Source organism: Halobacillus massiliensis (genome assembly GCF_900166625.1).
Lineage (GTDB): Bacteria > Bacillota > Bacilli > Bacillales > Halobacillaceae > Halobacillus_A > Halobacillus_A massiliensis.
On record NZ_LT800499.1, the window covers coordinates 4,097,218 to 4,117,827 of the forward strand.

General features: G+C 42.4%; 19 protein-coding genes. 10 read left to right on the plus strand and 9 right to left on the minus strand.

Going from position 1 to position 20,610, the window contains the following annotated elements; translation table 11 throughout:
• The first annotated feature begins 119 nt into the window (after nt 1-119).
• On the plus strand, nt 120-290 hold the full coding sequence (locus tag B7E06_RS21970) for a hypothetical protein (RefSeq protein ID WP_179134110.1): 171 nt from the start codon (nt 120-122) through the stop codon (nt 288-290).
• 39 nt (nt 291-329) lie between these two features.
• On the opposite strand, the gene B7E06_RS20305 is transcribed toward B7E06_RS21970, so the two are convergent.
• From B7E06_RS20305 to cydD, 3 genes are all read right to left on the minus strand, one after another.
• Complete coding sequence (locus B7E06_RS20305; RefSeq protein WP_082235691.1) at nt 330-959, minus strand: SIMPL domain-containing protein; 630 nt, start codon at nt 957-959, stop codon at nt 330-332.
• Between the two features lie 690 nt (nt 960-1,649).
• Nucleotides 1,650-3,365 carry a thiol reductant ABC exporter subunit CydC gene (gene cydC / locus B7E06_RS20310; protein ID WP_082235692.1) on the minus strand — a complete coding sequence of 572 codons (1,716 nt, stop codon included), beginning with the start codon at nt 3,363-3,365 and terminating at the stop codon, nt 1,650-1,652.
• Nucleotides 3,362-5,089 (minus strand): thiol reductant ABC exporter subunit CydD, encoded by a 1,728-nt coding sequence (gene cydD, locus B7E06_RS20315; RefSeq protein WP_082235693.1) that lies wholly within the window; start codon nt 5,087-5,089, stop codon nt 3,362-3,364. Before cydD ends, cydC begins: the two co-directional genes overlap by 4 nt.
• A gap of 215 nt (nt 5,090-5,304) precedes the next feature.
• On the opposite strand from cydD, the gene B7E06_RS20320 reads away from it, so the two are divergent.
• Complete coding sequence (locus B7E06_RS20320) at nt 5,305-7,083, plus strand: LTA synthase family protein (protein WP_082235694.1); 1,779 nt, start codon at nt 5,305-5,307, stop codon at nt 7,081-7,083.
• Between the two features lie 11 nt (nt 7,084-7,094).
• On the opposite strand, the gene B7E06_RS20325 is transcribed toward B7E06_RS20320, so the two are convergent.
• Together B7E06_RS20325 and B7E06_RS20330 are read right to left on the minus strand one after the other, a co-directional pair.
• Nucleotides 7,095-8,114: a Gfo/Idh/MocA family protein gene (locus tag B7E06_RS20325; protein ID WP_082235695.1), complete on the minus strand. Its 1,020-nt coding sequence runs from the start codon at nt 8,112-8,114 to the stop codon at nt 7,095-7,097.
• A 224-nt stretch (nt 8,115-8,338) separates the two neighbouring features.
• Complete coding sequence (locus B7E06_RS20330) at nt 8,339-9,280, minus strand: MBL fold metallo-hydrolase (protein ID WP_082235696.1); 942 nt, start codon at nt 9,278-9,280, stop codon at nt 8,339-8,341.
• A 119-nt stretch (nt 9,281-9,399) separates the two neighbouring features.
• On the opposite strand from B7E06_RS20330, the gene B7E06_RS20335 reads away from it, so the two are divergent.
• From B7E06_RS20335 to B7E06_RS20355, 5 genes are all read left to right on the plus strand, one after another.
• On the plus strand, nt 9,400-9,738 hold the full coding sequence (locus tag B7E06_RS20335) for a hypothetical protein (RefSeq protein ID WP_082235697.1): 339 nt from the start codon (nt 9,400-9,402) through the stop codon (nt 9,736-9,738).
• A gap of 183 nt (nt 9,739-9,921) precedes the next feature.
• Nucleotides 9,922-11,295, plus strand: a complete 1,374-nt coding sequence (locus B7E06_RS20340) for an LVIVD repeat-containing protein (protein WP_082235698.1) — start codon at nt 9,922-9,924, stop codon at nt 11,293-11,295.
• Nucleotides 11,296-11,555: 260 nt separating this feature from the next.
• Nucleotides 11,556-11,738 carry a helix-turn-helix domain-containing protein gene (locus tag B7E06_RS20345; protein ID WP_082235699.1) on the plus strand — a complete coding sequence of 61 codons (183 nt, stop codon included), beginning with the start codon at nt 11,556-11,558 and terminating at the stop codon, nt 11,736-11,738.
• A gap of 55 nt (nt 11,739-11,793) precedes the next feature.
• Nucleotides 11,794-13,251 (plus strand): SulP family inorganic anion transporter, encoded by a 1,458-nt coding sequence (locus B7E06_RS20350; protein ID WP_082235700.1) that lies wholly within the window; start codon nt 11,794-11,796, stop codon nt 13,249-13,251.
• Nucleotides 13,252-13,274: 23 nt separating this feature from the next.
• On the plus strand, nt 13,275-13,697 hold the full coding sequence (locus B7E06_RS20355; RefSeq protein WP_082235701.1) for a universal stress protein: 423 nt from the start codon (nt 13,275-13,277) through the stop codon (nt 13,695-13,697).
• A 209-nt stretch (nt 13,698-13,906) separates the two neighbouring features.
• Here B7E06_RS20355 and B7E06_RS20360 read toward each other — a convergent pair whose 3' ends face one another.
• A complete protein-coding gene (locus tag B7E06_RS20360; protein ID WP_082235702.1) occupies nt 13,907-14,008 on the minus strand; it encodes a putative holin-like toxin in 102 nt (33 codons plus the stop codon).
• 234 nt (nt 14,009-14,242) lie between these two features.
• On the opposite strand from B7E06_RS20360, the gene B7E06_RS22355 reads away from it, so the two are divergent.
• The 3 genes from B7E06_RS22355 to B7E06_RS20370 are packed head-to-tail and all read left to right on the plus strand — an operon-like array spanning nt 14,243 to nt 16,354.
• Nucleotides 14,243-14,899 carry an aminotransferase class III-fold pyridoxal phosphate-dependent enzyme gene (locus B7E06_RS22355; RefSeq protein WP_342743651.1) on the plus strand — a complete coding sequence of 219 codons (657 nt, stop codon included), beginning with the start codon at nt 14,243-14,245 and terminating at the stop codon, nt 14,897-14,899.
• 34 nt (nt 14,900-14,933) lie between these two features.
• A complete protein-coding gene (locus B7E06_RS22360; protein ID WP_342743657.1) occupies nt 14,934-15,494 on the plus strand; it encodes an aminotransferase class III-fold pyridoxal phosphate-dependent enzyme in 561 nt (186 codons plus the stop codon).
• Between the two features lie 11 nt (nt 15,495-15,505).
• Nucleotides 15,506-16,354 (plus strand): MurR/RpiR family transcriptional regulator, encoded by an 849-nt coding sequence (locus B7E06_RS20370; protein WP_082235703.1) that lies wholly within the window; start codon nt 15,506-15,508, stop codon nt 16,352-16,354.
• Between the two features lie 674 nt (nt 16,355-17,028).
• On the opposite strand, the gene B7E06_RS20380 is transcribed toward B7E06_RS20370, so the two are convergent.
• From B7E06_RS20380 to xylB, 3 genes are all read right to left on the minus strand, one after another.
• Nucleotides 17,029-18,096 (minus strand): aldose epimerase family protein, encoded by a 1,068-nt coding sequence (locus tag B7E06_RS20380; protein ID WP_082235705.1) that lies wholly within the window; start codon nt 18,094-18,096, stop codon nt 17,029-17,031.
• Nucleotides 18,071-19,054 (minus strand): aldo/keto reductase, encoded by a 984-nt coding sequence (locus tag B7E06_RS20385; RefSeq protein ID WP_082235706.1) that lies wholly within the window; start codon nt 19,052-19,054, stop codon nt 18,071-18,073. The genes B7E06_RS20380 and B7E06_RS20385 overlap by 26 nt, the downstream gene beginning before the upstream one ends.
• Nucleotides 19,055-19,122: 68 nt before the next feature.
• Nucleotides 19,123-20,607 (minus strand): xylulokinase, encoded by a 1,485-nt coding sequence (gene xylB / locus B7E06_RS20390; protein WP_082235707.1) that lies wholly within the window; start codon nt 20,605-20,607, stop codon nt 19,123-19,125.
• Nucleotides 20,608-20,610 lie beyond the last annotated feature (3 nt).

Genomic DNA, 20,610 nt, shown 5'->3' on the forward strand with positions numbered 1-20,610 from the left:
AGCCGCTCGTCTAACTTATTGAACTTGAAAAAGCACTTCTGAAAAAAGGGCCTTATAGGCTCTTTTTTTACTTGGTTTTCTTTAATTTCACTGGGGAAATATCATGGTGGAGGGATAATATGACAGCTGTTTTAAAGATTATTGGAATACCTATTTATATTTACTTAATCTCTTTATTAATATCTCCACTTTTCGATATGGATAAATCAGCACAGATCAGCATTGGCATTGTGGTAACCCTATTTTCCTACTGGGAAGTTTTTTTCTCCCGGGTGAGAAATAAAGAATAATCTTTCAAACGGATTTTTGTGATCTTTCACCACCCCAGCTTATGCATAAGCTCTATATTGAACTTCCACAAATGCTTTTACTTCCAGTTGCCCAGGCTGGACAGGCGCCGCTGTGCTGTAAGCAGCTGTCTGTAATGGTCTTACCCCTTCCTGCTTTGTTTCAACGACTTTAACAGGAGCTGCATCCAGCTGCAGTCTCATTGTCCGGGTAATGGTTTGAGCTTTACTATAAGCGTTCTTTAATGCTTTAGAGAGGGCTTCCTGATATAAAGCTTCCGGATTTTGCACGGAAAACTCAATATTTAAGACTTGATTCGCCCCATTTTGTACAGCTGTATCAATAATGAGTCCTGTTTTGTTTATATTTTCTAAAGTAACAGAAACGATATTTCTCACTTCGTATCCCCGGAATATCTGCTGCCCTTCTACATAGTCATACTGGGGCTGTATTGAATAATCAACCGTCATGATATTTTTTCGCGGCACACCTGCTCGTTCCAACGACTGGATCACCTGGGTCATTATCTGGGCATTTTCCTGCTGGGTAATAGATAAATTCTTTCCTGTCGTTACTACGCCTAGTTGAACATCTGCCACATCTGGCTGAGCGGATACATCTCCCGTTCCGCTTACGATGACCAGCCGCTTCTCTATAGATTGAGGATACATATCATTTCCTCCTTCCGTTATTACTAATCTTTATTCAATACACAAAAAAGCAGAACGAAGGATTCGTTCTGCTTAAAGAGAAGGGGTGCTGTTCTATTTACTGTAAAAAGAAGATAGCGACTGGGATATCGCTTACTCTTCCTTATTGTTGAGTAGAGAAAGAGCTATTCCGTTTATCTCAGTTGGAGAAAAGCGGCCGGGAAATAACTCGCTTTCCGCGGGGAGCCGGTGAGCTAGCTCACTGCACTCGCAGATCTGATCCTGGCTCTTCCTTTTAGTTGAATAGAGAAAGAACTATTCCGATTATCATGTGTGGAATAAAGCGGCTGGGAAATAACTCGCTTTCCGCGGGGAGCCGTTGAGCTAGCTCGTTACACTCGCGGATCTCACCTTGGCTCTTCTCCCTGCAGGAGTCTCGCCATTTCCCAGCCTCTTTATCATTAGTAATATAAACGGAATGCTGTAGTTTCAGTAACTGCTATTAAAGAAAATAATCTTTTCTTACTCTGTGTTCCGTTACTCCTAATAAACGCAAAGGGCCGGGGGAAACGGCGAGACTCCTATGGGAGAGAAGAACAAGGTGAGATCCCGGAAGGCTTTAGCCTGAGGAAGCTCACCGTTCGCCCATGGAAAGCGAGTCTTTCCCCAGGCCCGTTACTCTAATAAAAGCAAACGGAACAGTGTTCACTTTTATAAAAATACACTTTTCTCGATTTCTTTCATCTGATAAAAATAGCCTCGTGCACCCATCAGTTCTGCAAAAGTTCCGTGTTCAACGATCTCGCCTTTGTCTACAACAATAATCTGGTCCATGTTCTCCAGACCAGCCAGCCGGTGGCTGACAAGCAAGACTGTATCTTCAGCTGCCTGATTGAAGATCTCCTCATAAAGTCCGCTTTCTGTTAAAGCATCAACAGATGAAGTCGGCTCATCTAAAATCCATAGACGTTCTCCCTTTAAGAGGGCACGTGCAATAGCTAACCGCTGCTTTTCTCCTCCTGAAAGGTTTTCTCCGCGCTCAAGAACTTCATCATCCAGTGAGAAGTGCTCCAACCTTACTTTCGTTAAGGCTTCCCTTAAATCAGAATCTGTCAGCCCTTCCGCGGCGATCTCTAAATTATCTTTGATGCTGCCGTAGAAAAAGTGATTTTCCTGAAGAACGACATTTGCTCGGCTCCAAAGATCTTCCCTATCCACAGCCTGAAGCGAAGTATCATTTATAAAAATTTCTCCATTTTCGATAGACTGAACTTTTAGTAAGGCTTGCAGGAGGGTGGATTTACCTGAACCACTCGCCCCGACAATCGCCGTTTTTGCACCTTTGGGAATGTATAAATGAACGTTTTTAAGGGCGCTTCTCGTCTCACCGGGAAATAACAGGGAGACATTTTTAAAAGTGATAGCTGGTGCTTTTCCCGCTTCCAGTCGAACGGGAGCTGCTGCTTCTGGTTCAGGCTGCTCTTTAACTACTGAGAACAAACGGCTGGACGCCCGGCGGCTGTCCTCATAATGGATAGGAAAAACAGCCATGGGCGTTGCATTTTCAAATACTGTTAAAGAAACCATAACTAGCATCGCCAAAAATATTCCGTTTAGATTTCCTTCTGCAACAAGCCATGCACCCAAACCGAGCACTACCCAGGAGACAGTGAGTGATACCATCGTATTCGCCGAGTGGCTTAGGACGGAATGGAGACCCTCACGCTCTTGTTCATCGACATATTCTTTCGCCGTCCTGATCAAATTTTCTTCTTTCTGTTCAAGCTTTTGATAGATTTTCAAATCACGATAACCATACAAAAGCTCGGCTGCCTCGGTTGAAAGATTTCCCCTGCTTTCCCTAACCCGGGAGTTAAGGCGCTTCTGCCTTAAAGCAAAGAGTGCCGGAACTACAAAGCCGGTGAGCAGCAAACCCGCCAACAGCACAATTGCAATCGCCACTGAATAAAAGACAGTAAAAAAGATGGTGCTTAAGAAAACAGCAGCAAGAACAATGGGAGGATAGAAAACTCTTAAGAAAAAGTTTTGCAGGCTTTCTACGTCCCCGACAATACGTGAAAGCAGATCACCGCTTCGGTACTTTTGCAGTATTCCAGGAGCCAAAGGCTCTAGTTTTTCATAAAAAGACACGCGCAGATTACTTAAGATTGTAAAGGTAGCCCGATGAGAAAAATATCGTTCAGCGTAACGGCTGGCCGCCCGGATAAATCCAAACATCTTCAATGTAGCGATCACGACGGTCAATGCATAAAGCGGCGGTGCAAAAGCTGCACGGGAAATTAAATAACCGCTCGATGCAAATAACCCGACAGCCGAAATTCCTGCTAAAAATCCAAATAGGATGGAAAGAAAGATATCTTTTTTCTCTAAGACGACGAGCCTAACTACTTCTCTTAATTCCTTCATCTCGCCTCCCCTCCCTGTTGAACAGAAACCATCTGCCGGTATTCGGGTACTTGGACGATCAATTCATCATGTGTACCACTGCCAGCTAGTGTTCCATTTCGTAAAAACAAAATTTGATCAGCCTGCTGAATCGTATGCAGACGGTGGGCAACGGTAATGACTGTCGATGATTGACCGAGCTCTTTCATAGACTGCTGCAGAATTTTTTCCGTATATAAGTCGAGCCCTGTCGTCGGTTCATCAAATAAGATGACAGAAGGACGTTTTAAGAAAGCACGCGCCAGCGCCACCCGCTGTTTTTCCCCGCCGGAAAGCCCTCTTCCTGCTTCGCCAATTGGTGTGTCATACCCCTTTTCCAGTGACTCGATCATAGAAGAAATCCCTGCTTTCTCTGCCGCTTCCTCCACTTGCTCCCTTGTCACGCCACTTGAGCCGATCGCTATATTATCTGCGATGGTCCCGGAAAATAAATAAGGGTGCTGGGAAATATAGCTGAGCTGGCCAAACCAGTCCTGTTCCCTGTAGGAAGAGAGCGGCTGGCCATTCACTCGGATCTCTCCGCATTTAAGCGGAGACAGTCCAGCCAGCAGATGGAGCAACGTTGTTTTCCCTGAACCTGTACGCCCGACGACAGCAACTTGGCTGTATGACGGTATCTGAGCATGTAATGACTGTAAAGCAAACCCTTCCTTCTTATAGGAAAAGCTTACGTCTTCCAACTCAATAGAAGGAGGCTGGTCATTTCGAAGCGGATGACTGCCCCACTCCACGGTCTGAGCCTCATTTTCCAGCTCTTCATTTATCTTCTGTGCTGCTACCATACTCCCCCGTCCTGTATGAAAAGCTGTTCCAGCATCTTTTAATACTTGATAAAATTCAGGAGCTAAAATCAAAATAAAGAAGGCGGAGAAGAACGAAATATTTTCATAGACGACAAGCCGGATGGCAATTTCCATAGCAATTAAGCCGATACTCAGCATCGAAATGAACTCAAGCATTAAGGAAGACACAAAGGCGACCTTTAGCACTTCCATCGTAGCGTCCCGAAACCCGAGACTGCTCTCTTCAATGAGCTGTCTCTGCTTACGAGCCCGGTTAAACAGCTTAAGAGTGGTCAATCCCTGAAGCGTATCAAGAAACCTTCCGGAAAAGGCAGCCATTTTCTCAAGCTGTTCCTCAGATTTTTTCTTCGTCATTATCCCGATCAGCGCCATAAAAAAAGGAATTAAGGGTGCCGTGATAAGCATGAGCAGACCTGAAGTTAGATTCTGGGTAAATACTGCAATTAAGATGATCAGAGGAACGATTGACGTCTGGATCATTTGCGGGATATAGCTGCTGAAATAGCTGTCGACATCATCTGCAGCATCCATCAGCACACTGATTTTACGACCAGACTGTCCCTTCATCGAAGCTTGCACTGTATTTTTGGCATATTTATTTAACAGGGATTTTCTGAACATGTTTTTAGCCTTGGATGCAAGCTTCACACCTGTCCGCCCTGAGCTATACATAAGGACAGCACGTAAAGCAAGAACAGCTGACAAGCCGCCCAAAAACGGTAGTACATTTGAAAATGATTGATTATCTAAAAAAACACCCTCGATTACTGCAACAAAGTAATAAGCCTGTGCGATGATTGCAGCGCCCATAAGAATGGCTGCAACGGTGAGTACAGTCACAGCAGAGCGCTGTGAGAAGGCTATTTTCCTAAGGTGCTTCATATAGTGCAGCTCCTCACTTTAATATCATTAGTGAATTATTTCACATACTAATTATAGTTTATTTTTTCACGTGTGAGAATCATTTTGATCCGTCTCTATCCATTTTATCAAACCTTTGGGCTTGTATTCTTTTTAATAAGGAAATAGGCACAAATTAATGAATGTTTTTCCATAACTTTCCCCATACTAGAACCACTTAGAAAGGACGTGTATCGATGAAAAGACTCATTTGGTTTGCTATTTTTTCAGCTGCAGCTTTTATAAAGCTTGCCTTTGTCAGCCATCATCTGCTCTCTGAAATTTCAAAAGGAGCACTTCTAATTTCACTTAGCTTTTCGCTGATTGCCTTCAGTCTAATGTTCCTGTTTCAAAAATACTATTTCTGGTATGGTGCCGTTATTTCGCTGATCATCAGCTTTTATTGCTGGTCGTCTTATTTATATATGGATTATTTTCAGGCTCCGTTTTCTTCCTATGTTGCTTTACAAAGTTCTAATCTTTCCGGTATGTCAGAGAGTATTTTCGGGCAGATGACGTGGTGGCATGTTCTGTTTTTTCTCGATGTCATTGTTTTAGCTTTAATTCTGCTGTACGATAGGTCAGCCGAACCGATGAAGCGCAGTTATAAACCTTTTACCGCCGTAATTGTCATGGCCCTTTTGTTGTTTTCATTAAAACCAATTTCCATGCAGATAAGCGGGAATGGCCACCTGCTCTTAAAAAAGTACACAGCTGACTCCTATTTAGCGAATTATGGCTTAATCGGCCACCAGGCGATCGACTGGGTTGAATTTTTCACCTCTCAGCAGATTTTAGAGCTCTCGGCCGCCGAAAAAGATAATATTAATGAAATGTTATCAAGTGAAGATTATGCAGTACCCCGGGAAGATCCGCTGCTTATGCCGGGGATTTTTGAAGGAAAGAACCTGTTGCTGATCCAGTTTGAATCCCTGCAGCAGTTCGTTATAGGCGAAAAGGTGAATGGAAAAGAGATTACCCCGAATTTAAATAAGCTCGTTTCAGCCGGCCTGTCTTTTTCGAATTATTACCCGCAGACAGCCGAAGGGAACAGTTCGGATGCTGAGCTGCTCGTTTTGAACAGCCTCTATCCTTTAAAAGAAGGCAGTACATTCTTTCGCTACCCAGCTGCTGAATATCCATCTCTTGCTAAACTTTTCAAAGAAAAAAACTATACAGCTGCCGCTTTTCACGGGGATGAAGGGTCATTTTGGAATCGGAATTCGGTTTATCCTTCGATGGGATTCGATCGGTATTATGATATTACCGATTACACGAGCATAGAGGAAAATTCAATTGGAATGGGGCTTAGCGATCAAGCATTTTTTGAACAGACTGCTGATCACTTACTTAAAATGAAGAAACCCTTTGCGGCCAGCCTGATTACACTGACATCGCATACTCCATTTGTGCTTCCTAAAGAAGAAAAGTTACTGGATGTTGGGGAAATTAGTGATACCCATCTCGGCCGTTATTTCGAAAGCATCCATTACACAGATCATTATTTAGGGGAGTTTATGAAAAAAATTGAAGAAAATGGTTTGCTGAAGGACACAGTAGTCGCTATTTATGGAGATCATAATGGTGTATTTAGAGAATCGAAGCAGGAAGTGGAGACATGGAAAGGCACGTCGATCTCAGATGATGAGTGGCGGACAGATTATGTTCCTGTTCCATTAATTGTTTCCAGCCGCGACCTCCCAAATCCGCTGGTTATAAAGGACGTAATGGGCCAGATCGATACAGCCCCTACTCTTCTTGACTGGTTCGGTTTTCCAGAGGGTGCGATGGCTGACAGCGCACTTGGTCATAATATGAACCGCTATATGAACGAAGATGTTTTTCTTTTGCGAGGAGACTATGGAGAGAAGATTGTGATAACACAGGACAAAGAAGTTACAGATTATGCGCCTTATCATTCGGAAGCCCTAAATGTTTCAGAACAGCTCATTAAGTCTAATTTTGCTCATAAATAAAACAGCCCGCCTTATTTGGCCGGGCTGTTTTTGAATGGCTGAAGATCCACTCTTCTTCTTTCATTCTCGGAAATAATGGCTCCTTCGTTTACTAATGTAAGATTTAAGGCATCTTCCACTGTTATTGTCGGCTCTTCCTCTTTTGAAATGGCGTATGCCCATTGTACCAGCGGCATTTGAAGGGGTTCAGGCATATCCTCAGGCTTGAACCATTCATTATTATTCAAATGAATACTTTTCACACGGACTTCTTTTTGCTCAACGAGCAGGCTTCCTTCTGTACCATAAAGCTCCAGCTGAAAAGGACTGCCTGCTGAAACAAAACTCGTTTCAAGAATCCCAAGAGGCCCTGACTCATAATCTACAATTACGACCGCCTGGTCATCAATTCCCTCATGAAAAACCGGCTGCATTCTAGCTGTCACCGCTTGTGGTGTGCCGGCTAATCGGTTGGCTAGATAAATAGGATGAGCTCCCAGGTCAATAAAAGCTCCGCCGCCTGTCTGTTCTTTTTCAAAGAAATGCGGAGGCAGCCAACCGTCCGGGTGCTGCTCGGAAGAAACCGCACCATTATGGGCTGTGCGGCAGCGAATCATTGTAAGCTGCCCAAGCCATCCTTTGTCCAGCGCCTGCTGGGCATATAAATAATAGTCCTCCGTAAGCCTTGGAAGAGAAACCATCAGTTGAACACCCGCTTCTTCAACTTCCGCTAAAATTTCATTACATTCTTCTACCGTTAAAGCTAATACTTTTTCTGTGAAAATATGCTTCTTATTCCTGGCAGCAGCTACCATGACGTCTTTGTGGCTGCTCGTTGGCGTGTTGACGATGACTGCATCGATTTCCGGATCACCTAATACGTTTTCTAAATCAGGGTCGAAAGAAACACCGAGCTCCTGTGCCCACTTTCTTCCCCGCTCTTCATCTTCGTCCCATATTACATGTATTGAAAGATTTTCCTGATTCTGCGCTTGTTCAGCATAATCCACAGCATGCACATGCCACTTACTGAGAAGTGCTGTTTTTATCATAGTTAATCACCCTGTCGCTGCAAATTTTTATAGAGAGGTTCTCTTCAACGTTTCTTTAAAGTCTTGGAAATCCTCCTTCTCCATCCACTCTTTATAGATCTCCTTCTCGTGCCCACCGGAAAAATAAACGAGTAGCCCATCGTTCACTTGCTTTACATTTTCTATATCTTCATACAGATTTTTTTAAATATAAATGGATAAGATTTGTAAAACAGCATCATCACTCAGCCTCTTTGCTTCTGAAAATAATCAGCAAGTCCCATAGAACATACTTCGATGTCCAGATCAATCACTTCATACACCGGATGATCCTCTTGAATGGAGAAGCCTTTTAAGTAAGTATAAATCTTCTGCCTTAATCGTTCTTTTATCCCCTTAACTCCTTCATCCCTTTCTACAGCTTCCTCTGCTGCAGCCAGAAACTCAGGAATCCATGAAACTACTTGGTCAAAAGCAGATTCTGGCTCTTCAGACATTCCAAAATGCCCGAAGTACACTCGCTCCAGATCCAGCTCTCTAAATCGGTTAATCGACTGCTTCATAGCTTCAGGATCAAATTGATTTGGAGAAGTAGAAGGCAGATAGAAAGTTATACCTTCAATTTGGTGGTAACGAATGCCTGCTGTGTCTCCTGTAAAGACTCCCTTGCTTACAGGGTCATATATACCGATATGGTGTTTGGCATGGCCGGGTGTATCCAGGAAAGAAAGCGTGCACTCTGGTCCGGTTTGAAGCGTACTGCCATCTTCTTTAACGATTAACTTCTCTTCGGGAATTGGCAAAATTGGATCAAATAACTTATCGAAGTTATCACCATATACAGCCCGGGCTCCTTGAATTAGTCGTGACGGATCGGCCAGATGCCTTTTACCGCGAGGATGAACAATCACTTCTGCCTCTGGACATTCCTTAAGCAGTAAACCGGCTCCGCCTGCATGGTCCAGATGAATATGAGTCAAAATAATATAGCGGACATCTTTTGGATCTAATTTTAAATCATTCAATCCTTCAATAATTCGAGGAACAGACATGCTTGGTCCTGTTTCTACCAGTGTAAGCTGCTGTTCATCAATAACGTATGTACCTGTTCTCCCCGGAACTCCAAGGTCAAAACCGTCAATTAAGTGAATGCGCTTACTTAAATCGATAGGATCTCTTTTTTCCATACCTTCACCTCATCTTCTTTTCTTTCAAGTGTACTAGAAGATGGTGGATATTGTAAGTCATCTGCTAATTCTCACCCTTTATTTCCAGGTGAATATCCTGGTTATGAGGAGTGATATGTATGGCAAACATAGCCAAAAAACCAACTCACAAAGATATTAATAAATATAAATCTTTTCACGTGACGGCAACTATGGAAGACGGGACTTCCTTTGATGGTATTATTACCGACATAAATGGTGATGAAATTACATTTCTGAGAGGTGAGGATGTCACGGTAGATAAGCAGGGAAATGAAGCTGGCGGAGAAGAAAGAAAATATTATCCTTATGGCAATGGAAGCTGGCGATCCCGAAGATTTACAAAGGTGGTTGTACCATTAGCTGCATTGACGACTGTGAGCCACTATCCATACTCGACTCCATATTACCCGTATTTCCCTTACTATCCTTATTACTAAATTCATTCTTTTTTTAAGGTTCATTTAGGTCTATCGACATATTCACTTAAAGCTTACAGGACGTGTGACATAATTATTTTTACAGAAATATTACGAATATAGGTTCATTTTTCTGAAAATTAGCGAAACTTCGATTTGTGTATGGTATCTTTATATGGAAACAAATTGAACAGGAGGAAAAAAATGAATAAAAAACTTCTCTTACGTACAACTCTTACCGGTGCCCTCGCCTTCTCGCTCTTCACGCCAACTGCTTTTGCCCACGATATGCTTGATGGGACAGGCATTGACAAGGGGGCCAATGAAGCTGACAGCTTAAATGACATTCCGAAGATTTCAGGCTCTAAAAACCTTTCCACTTGGAGAGAAGCTGCCGCTGTACAACTAAAACAATATAACGGTGTTCAAAATAACACGGCAGATGTTTATACATATAAAGGATTTGCTTATGTGGGCACACATACAGCTTCCGGTGGAGAAGGCGGAGTCCGCATCTTTGATATGAAAGACCCTGCCAATCCCGTGGAAGTTGCTAAATTTGCGGATGATATTCCTGGTACATGGCAGGAGAAAGTCATAGTTAAAACCGTTAATACTCCCGAATTTAAAGGTGAGTTAGCAGTCGTCAGTGTCCAGCAGCTTAATAGAAATAACCCTGACTCAAGAGGAGGCTTTCTCCTCTATGACGTAAGTGATCCACAAAACCCTGAAAAGCTTGGATTCTGGGAAATGGATAAGCGCGTCCCCGGTACTCATGAATTATACTTAACGATTCAAAACGGCAAGCCGCTAGTTTTATCTGCAAACCCTTACGCTGACTACTACACTCACGGAAAAGAGAAAGACTTTGCATTAGTAGACGTTTCTGATCCGACTCAACCGGAAACTATATACGAGTTTGATCCACGAATGCTCCCTGAGGTTTCCGAAGACTTTGATGGCTACAACTGGAAGTCTCCAGATGGAAAAACACGCCCTGTTTTTAATCACAGCGCCATGGCTGACACTAACGGAGATATAGCTTTGCTTTCCTTCTGGGACCTGGGAACGATCATCCTCGATATTTCTGATCCTAATAATGTGAAATATCAAGGTCGTACAGATTATGCCCCTAATGTCCAAGGCTCTGCCCACTCAGCTGCTTTAGCTCAGGGAGGCAATGTGCTGGTTGAAACAAGAGAAGTATACAACCCAACAAAACAGGGTTATGAACAATCTTATGGGTACACAAGAATCTTTGATATTAAAGATCCATCAAACCTGAAAGAATTAAGTGTTTTCAAAACAGACTTAGTAGATAATGTGGAAGACGGCGTTACGTTTGCCAATACAGTGCACGATCCTAAAGTTCTCGGGAATACTCTGTATTTGTCCCACTATGCCGGTGGACTATTCGCTGTAGATATTACAAATCCATCAAATCCCGTTCAAATTGGACAGTATCAGCCAAAAGACGCCTACTTCTGGGGAGTAGATATAAATAGAAATTACATCGTTGCTTCTGATATGGGAAATGGATTAAAAGTATTGCTTAAAAACAACGGTCAGGCAAAATAAAAAGACATTGTAAAATCCCTCGAGGAATCCTTTTCCTTGAGGGATTTTGTGTTTTTACCCTTATTTATAAACCTACCCAAAAAATTATTTTTTGTAAGCGCTGCCTCGTTTGTCGCCTATAGGTTTATCTTTAAACACGCTTATCAGGGATTCAAAAAAAAACATTGCAATCTCTCCAATTCTCTTATAACCTATTATAGTCTATTATATTTGGTTATAAAGAAACCACCTTTTTTATAAGGTTTTATGGAGGATTATAAATGGTTCGAGAAATTATGACCGTCTCACAGGTTGCCGATTATTTGCAGCTGAGTGAAATGACGACTTACAAATTAGTACAAAAGGGTACAATTCCAGCATTTAAGATCGGAAGCCACTGGCGTGTTAAAAGAGATGATTTACATGATTGCATTGAACGATTAAAAAAAGGTGAACGCTTATAAAGCGGCTGCTGTGAGAGTCAGCAGTCGAAAAAACAAAGTAAGAAAGAGGTTGAATATGTACGCATCAAGCTTAAAAGAACAATGGTTTGGTAATGTGAGGGGAGATATTCTTGCCGGAATAGTAGTGGCTCTGGCGCTTATTCCTGAAGCCATTGCTTTCTCTATCATTGCGGGTGTGGACCCTATGGTAGGATTGTATGCTTCCTTCTGTATTGCTGTAGTAATTGCTTTTGTCGGCGGACGTCCCGGCATGATTTCTGCTGCCACTGGAGCCATGGCTCTGGTTATGATCACACTTGTAGCTGAACACGGAATAGAATATATGCTGGCGGCTACCATTTTGACGGGTGTCCTGCAAATTATTTTCGGTGTGTTCAAGCTGGCCCGGTTTATGAAATTCATTCCAAGGTCTGTTATGGTCGGCTTCGTAAATGCCCTGGCGATATTAATTTTCACTTCCCAGCTGCAGCACTTTGTAGATGAAACGTGGATTATTTATGTGTTAGTAGGAATTACGTTAGCTATCATTTATCTATTTCCATTGATCAATAAGACAATACCCTCGCCATTAGTAGCGATTATTGCCGTTTCATTTATAGCCATTTATATGAACGCGGGCGTTCGAAATGTTGGAGATATGGGGGAACTTACTCAATCACTTCCTCTATTTGCTCTTCCTAATATCCCGTTAAACTTAGAAACACTTATGATCATCTTGCCCTACTCTCTGGCACTTACGATAGTAGGTCTACTTGAATCACTGTTAACAGCATCTATCGTTGATGATATGACAGATACAGAAAGTAATAAAAATCAGGAAAGCCGCGGACAGGGAATGGCGAATATCGTTGCAGGATTTTTCGGCGGTATGGCCGGCTGTGCCATGATAGGACAATCGGTGATTAACGTAAAATCTGGAGGACGCGGGCGCTTATCTGCTCTCGTTGCCGGTGTGTTTCTTATGTTCTTAATTATTGCTTTAGGTAATGTCGTTGTTCAAATTCCAATGGCAGCATTGGCTGGTGTTATGATTATGGTATCGATCGGAACCTTTGACTGGAGTTCAATAAGAAACATTCACCGTGTGCCTAAATCAGATGCTGCCGTTATGATTGTTACGGTTGCGACAGTTGTTTATACACATAACCTGGCCTATGGGGTACTGGCAGGCGTTGTGCTGAGCATGATTTTCTTTGCAGTGAAAATATCTAAAGTACGTGTCCTTCCACTGTATGTAAATGAAGGAAAAAAGAAAATTTATTATGTACAAGGTCAATTATTTTTTGCCTCTGTTACAGACTTTCTGGATTCTATCAACTTCAAAGATCAAGTCCAAGAAGTTGAAATTGACCTTACACAGTCCCATTTGTGGGATGACTCGGCCATTGGAGCATTAGATAGTCTGGAAGCCAAATTCGAGCAGCAAGGAATTCTAGTAAGGTTTAAGGGATTAAATGGTGAAAGCTCCCGCCTCTTAAACAAACTCGGTGGAGTTTCTAAAGCAGGCCACTAATCTTTTTAAAAAGGAGAACTTGCATGTTTACAAATATATTACTGGCCACTGACGGCTCAGATCATTCAAAGCGAGCTATTGAACAAACGATCAAAATGGTGGCTCCTTACAAAGATCAAGTGAAAATTGAATGTGTATATTCTGTGGATGGAGATACGTCTAAAAGCGATATATTAAAATATGGGAATTCGGATACTGCAACAATCAAGAGAAAAGAAAAGTTTTTATCGATCCTCGAGGAAATTAAATCTGAAGGCATCCAGGCAGATATCACTATATTGCACGGAGACCCTGCCGAAACGATCATATCTTACGCCAATGAGAGAAACTATGATTGTGTCGTTGCAGGGAGCCGGGGCCGCAATAAAATTCAAACGCTTATGCTCGGCAGTGTAAGCCACAAACTGGTGAAATATATTAAGGCCCCTGTAATGGTCGTTAAGTAAGGAAATATCTTCTTCAAACGAAAAAGAGTTTACCCCGGAGCGATTGTGGTAAAAAAGTAATAAGCATGGTATTATACTATGTAGAAGGACATAAAATATAAAGAAGACCGCAGCTGCAACTGCGGTCTCTAGATAATGATTCCCCCAGGGGATCAGCTATTCATCAAAAATAGGCCTCTCCCGATCAATTGTCAGGTTAATAGGGAGGTCTATTTTTTATTGATCATTTCTATGATCAACGCGAGCAATGCAATCAAAAAGGTTCCAAACGTCAACATGACTGTTAGAACTTCATACATGCTAATAGGCATCACCCCCTTCTATCATGGGGTTAGCCGACCACCCTAAAAGGAACATTATCTGATTATTATTGTACCATATTGTTTTGTATAATCCTACTCAATTTAAGAACATATGTTCCCATATGCGTTATTTATTTTCCCTAAATAGTCGGGCTTTTTCTCAAAGATAGTTTAATGACAGCCACATGGTGAAATATATATTTCATAAATGAAATAATCATTCCTTTTGGGGGGGTTGTATTCATGTATCGTCAAAAAACAAGAAAATCTGCCAAGCTATATGATGTAGATCATAATGAATATATTGATTACTTGCTGTGCTATGGTTCTTTAATTACCGGCCATGGCCACCCGGACATCCTGGAAGCTGTGCAAAACCAGCTCCACGAAGCAGGTACTACCATTTTCGGTACACCTCATAAGCTGGAAATTGACATGGCACGTAAACTGATTGATCTATATCCCGGGATTGAGATGGTAAGGTATACAAACTCGGGTCTGGAAGCCACCTTGCTGGCGATTCGAACAGCAAATGCCTATACGGGGAAAAATAAAATCGCCAAGTTTGAAGGGCACTATCACGGCGGGTATGATCAAGTCCTAGTAAGCGTGAACCCGCCGCTTGAACGAGCTGGGCGCCCGGAGGCCCCGACACCCGTAAATGAATCAAAGGGAATGCCCGATGAGATTAAAGAAAACACGGTTATCCTTCCCTTCAATGATCTATCAGCCACAAAGTCTCTGCTTCGAAAACATGCAGCCGAACTCTCAGCTGTTGTTATGGAACCAGTACAGGGAGGGTTTATTCCTGCTGAGCAAGACTTTATGGATGGACTTAGAAAAATCACTGAAGAACTTGGAATTGTTCTGATTTTTGATGAAGTAAAAAGCGGGATTTAGACTGGGACTTGGGGGAGCTCAAGAAGTTTATAGCATTAAACCCGATCTCACAGCTTTAGGAAAAGTCCTCGGAGGCGGTTTCCCCGTTGGAGCTGTTGGAGGAAAAGAGGAAATCATGATGGTCAGCGCCCCAGCCCAGGGAAGGGACATTTTAACTGCTGGCAAGTCAGAGAACTCTAAACAGGACGCTCTGTTTCACAGCGGAACTTATAATGGACATCCTACTATACTTGCTGCTGGCCTTGCAGCGATTAAACTTCTCGAAAAAGAAGAAACTATGAAAGATTTATTTCATCAAACAGAAAACCTTCGCGAAGAGCTTGAAAAATTATACGAAAGTTTCGATGTTCCTATGAAAACGCTCGGAATGGGAAGTATCTTTAATATTGTTTTAACCCGCCAGCCTATTAAAAACTATCGAGATATGCAAAAATCGGATGGCAGCCTGCGGAAAAAAATTGACTATGAACTGCTGAATCAAGGAATTTATATTAAGCCGATGAATCGCTATTCTATGTCTATTATGCACAGTGACGAAGATTTAGAGAAAACCGTTGCCGCTCATAGGGAAGCATTAAAAAAGACCGTCAGTTAAGGAGCTATGACATGAAAGATATTTATCAATCGATTGCCGAAAAAAGATCAGCGATGAGCAAGTCCCACTTAAAGGTCGCAAATTATATTTTAGAAAACCGTTCAACCTCCCCCTTTTTCACGGTAGGAAAAATGGCTGAGCAAAGTGGTGTCAGTGATGCGACGGTCTTTCGATTCGCCACAGCTCTCGGCCTCTCCGGCTATAATGAACTCCAGCAGCATATGCAGAACTCCATGCAAAACCAATTAACCGCACAGGAAAGAATGAAAATGTCCAATGAAATTTATCATATGGAAGACCGTAAAGGAGTTTATGAGATCTTTCAGGATGATATTGCTAACATTCAATCCTCTTTTGAAAAACTGGATATGGCCTCATTTGAAAAATCTGTGCAAATGATACTGGAAGCCAGAAAAATTTACATTGTAGCCAATCGAAGCGCCCGGTCTCTCGCCATATTTTTTCACTATTATCTTCATCTTATTTTGGAAGATGTAGAATTAATAAGCACAACAGATGAAGCCGCTGAAAAATTTTTAAACACGACAGCTCAAGATGTAGTGATCGGCTTAAGTTTTTCCCGTTATTCGAAAAAAACAATTGATATATTTTCACTGGCAAAGGAAAAGAATATCCAGACGATAGCGATTACAGATAATTCCTTTTCTCCATTACTGCCTTATGCCGATACGGGGCTGACGGTTTCTACACAGATGCCGTCGTTTATCGATTCATTTACAGCTCCCCTGAGTTTAATTAATGCTTTGATTAATTATGTGGGCCGGGCGAAGAAGGATGAGTTAACTGAGAGGCTGGAACAGCTGGAGGAAACATGGGAGAAGTTTGATACTTTTTATTAGAAGAGAGATTCTTACCTTAACCTCATGTTAGCAAGAGAAATGAAGCTTGGAAAGGACGCTCGTTACACTCACGGTTCTCACCATGGCACTATCTACTTGTAGAAGTCTTGTCATTTTCCTTGATCTCATTTTAAAAGAAAAAGGCGGTTCCGTTTATCATGTGTGGAGAAACGCGGCTGGGAAATCGCTCGCTTTCCGCGGGGAGCCGGTGAGATCCCGGAGGGCCAAAGCCCGAGGAAGCTCAGCGTTCACCCATGGAAAGCGAGTTGTTTCCCCAGGCCCGATCCTCTTTACCACGGTAAACGGAACAAGGCAATTTCCTTCAAATTTCTTTTGGATTTATCCTCACTATTCCAATATTTCTTTACTTCAATAAACATAAAGGGACAGGGGAAGCTCAGCGTTCGCCCATGGAAAGAGAGTCTTTCCCCAGGCCCGGTTCTCCATATTCAGGCAAACGGAACAGGATGCACCTTTTGAGAATAAAAGAAGCCTTATAGGAGCACAGAACAAGGGTGAGATCCCGGAAAGCTAAAAGCCCAAGGAAGCTCACCGCACCCCATAGAATGAGAGTTTTTCCCCGTTCCGGTTCTCTGTAATCTGGCAGACTGAACCTGCTTTTCTTATCGCAAAAATTCCTTAAGAGAGAAATACAGAATTGCATGTGTTAAAAGTTAAACCGTATCAAATTTAAAGGCTGTCTTCTTCTTATAAAGCTCGCCTGCTTTTAACAGGACAGAAGGAAAACCGTCGTGGTGCAGAGAGGCAGGAGATGCTTGTGTTTCAAAGCAGACACCCAGGTGATTTTGTGACGTTCCTTCGGTCAATTCTAAGTTATCGCTTAACTGATTGCTTGTATACATAACAACGCCGGGCTGGTCTGTATTAATTGTAAGCCGGCGTCCACTTCCTTCATCAGCTGCAACGATAGCTTCCTTCCCATCATTCTGAAATATAAAGTAGTGGTCATATCCTCCACCGGCCATAAGGTTTTGAGAGCTTTTAGAGCTGAACCCTTCCTTCAGCCTCCGGCCCTTTCGAAAATCAAATACTGAATTTTCTACATCTAATATTTTTCCTGTGGGAATTAACTGCTGATCTAATTCAACAAATTGACGGCTTCTCATCGTAACAGAGTGATCGCCTACTGGACGCTTTAACCCCCCGCTTAAATTAAAATAAGAATGATTAGTTATAGTTAGAGGGGTCGTTTCATCACTCTTCGCTTCATACTCTTTAATAAATTGATTTTCATTTGTCAGTGAATACGAAACCTTTACTGATAAATTCCCCGGATAACCATCCTGCTCCGAGTCAAACGTCTGGCTGAGCACTAGTCCAACACGGTCTGAATCTTGAAAGGGGTCTACCTTCCACAATTTCTGATGAAATCCGTTCCTTCCACCATGAAGGTGATTTTCACCGTCGTTTGCTTCAAGCTGATAAATTTTTCCATCCAGGCTAAAAGAAGCATTATCAATTCGCCCTGCCACTCTACCGACGAGGGCGCCAAAATAGTTAGAATCTGAACTGTAATCACTTAAGTTTCTATAACCAAGTACTACATTTTCGAGGTTCCCTTCCCGGTCAGGAACGAGAAGACGAGTAATTATCCCTCCATAATTTAAGACGGAAACCTCCATTCCCTGGTCATTTTTCAAGTGGTACTGTTTCCATTCACCTTCATAATTCGCAACTTCGACGCCAGTCTGCTGATTAGTAAACCCCTCGGATATTTTCATGTACTTCACCCTCATAAAAATTTCTTAATTTTTCTAACTCACTGTCTGTAAATTCAGGAACATGTAACGCTTCTAAGTTATCTTTCACCTGATTGATATTCTTGAAACCAGGAATAACACTAGTCACTGCCTGCTGCTGCAGAATCCATTTTAAAGCAGCCCGTGTCATATTTTCTCGGTTATCCGAAATCCACTCTAATTTACGGCTTAGCTCTACACCTTTTTCAAATTCAAGCCCGCCGAACGTCTCTCCTACATTAAAGGCTTCTCCGTTGCGATTAAAATGGCGGTGATCGTCTTCTTCAAACTGATGGGTTTTGTTAAACTTACCAGTCAGCAGGCCGCTTGCCAGCGGGACGCGTGCCAGGATTCCGGCTTGTTTTTCAATTGCTCTTGGAAACAGCTGTTCGAGAGGCTTCTGACGGAAAATATTAAAAATAACCTGCAGGGCACTGGCCTCAGTATTTTCCAGCACATATAATCCTTCTTCAACGGTCTCCACACTTACGCCATAATGTTTAATTTTCCCTTCAGTTTTCAATTCCTCGAGCACCTCAAATACAGATCCTTCTTTCATAATTTCAAGAGGCGGACAATGAATCTGATATAAATCAATTTGTTCCCTGTTTAATCGTTTAAGACTGTTCTCTACATAGCTTGTTACCGTTTGCTTTGAATAGTTTTCTGGGTCGTTAATATCTCCCTGTCGACAGAATTTAGTCGCAATGTAGATGTCATTTTCTTTGCCTTTCGTCGCCTCTGCAAGGAGTTCCTCACTATGTCCCATTCCATAAACATCCGCTGTATCAAAGAAATTCACACCTTGGTCCATCGCATAACGCAAAGCTTCGAGAGCCTGCTCATCTTTTGTTTTTCCCCAGCTCCCGCCGATCGCCCATGTACCAAAGCTGAGTTCACTTATTTCCATATTCGTTTTACCCAATTGATTATATTTCAATTTTTCTCCACCTTTCTAATGTAGAAAGAAGGCTGCCTGTTAGAAGGTCAGCCTTTTTCTTTAAAATTTTAACGATATGCTGAGAGTTGCCGGTTTAGAGATTTGGTTTGATGGTAAATTTCCTGGTAAATACTGAATAACTCGCGATATTTCTTCACATTATCTTCAATGGGTTTAACTGTTTCCCCTATTTTAAGGAACTGATCTGCACAATCCTCTAATGAATGGAACCATCCGCTTCCATAGGCAGCCAGCATAGCAGCGCCCATTCCAGGTCCCTGCTCACTTGAGAGCTTAACAACTTCCACTCCGAAAACATCTGCCTGCATCTGCAGCCAATCCTTGTTTTTCGTGCCGCCGCCCGTTGAAACAATCGTATCGATAGATTTTCCGCTTTCCCTTAAAATATTGATAGATTCATAGAGAGAAAATGTGATTCCTTCCATAACCGCTCTTACAAAATGTTTTCGTTCATGTGAACTGTCCATACCAATAAAACTTGCACGTATAGCTGCATCTGCATAAGGTGTGCGTTCTCCAACGATATAAGGTGTAAACAGCAAGCCGTTGGAACCGGCAGGAACAGAAGCAATATCATGTACGAGCTCATCAAACGACTCATTTTCCGCAAAAACTTCTTTAAACCAATTTAAGCTGTATCCTGCAGCAAGCGTAACTCCCATCGCATAAAAGGCGTCTGGGGCGGCATGGTTGAAATAGTGGACTTTCCCATTAAAGTCTTTATCGCTGTCCTGTTCATAAGCGAGCACTACACCTGAGGTACCAATGCTGCACAATGTTTTTCCTTCTTCTAATATACCCGATCCGATCGCTCCGCAAGCATTATCAGCTCCGCCGGCAAAAACACCGGGCGCCTGCGAAAGTCCGAACGTTTCAGCCTCAATCAGGCTTCCCACCTTTTCATAGGAAGGAACGAGAGGCGGGCAGATCGACACGGGGAGATGAAAGGCTTCGCAAATTTCTTTGCTCCACTCTTTTTTACCAACATCGAGCAGTAAAGTCCCAGCCGCATCTGAATAGTCCATATGAAGCTCTCCGGTCAGCCTGTAACGCAAATAATCTTTAGGCAGGAGAAAGGTCTTTGCTTGTTTTAAAATTTCAGGCTCATTTTCCTGAACCCAAAGCAGCTTCGGCAGCGTAAAGCCCTCCAATGCTGGGTTTTTTGTAATTTCAAGCAGCTTATCTTCACCTAGCGTTTCATAAATACGACGGCATTGACTGGTAGTTCTCGTATCATTCCAAAGGATTGCTGGCCTTAAGACATCATTGCTTTCGTCAAGAAGGACTAGTCCATGCATCTGTCCGGAAAAGCTGATCCCTTCAATCGCTTCATCACGAAAGTCCCGCACTAACTCTTTCAATCCGTCAGCAGTCTGTGCTACCCACTCTTCTGGATTCTGTTCACTATATCCATTTCGTTCTTGAATGAGCGGATAGGATTTTGAAACTTCGTGTTTAATTTCTCCATTCTGGTTAACAAGCAACAGCTTTACAGCACTCGTTCCAAGATCAATACCAATGACATATTTCATAGA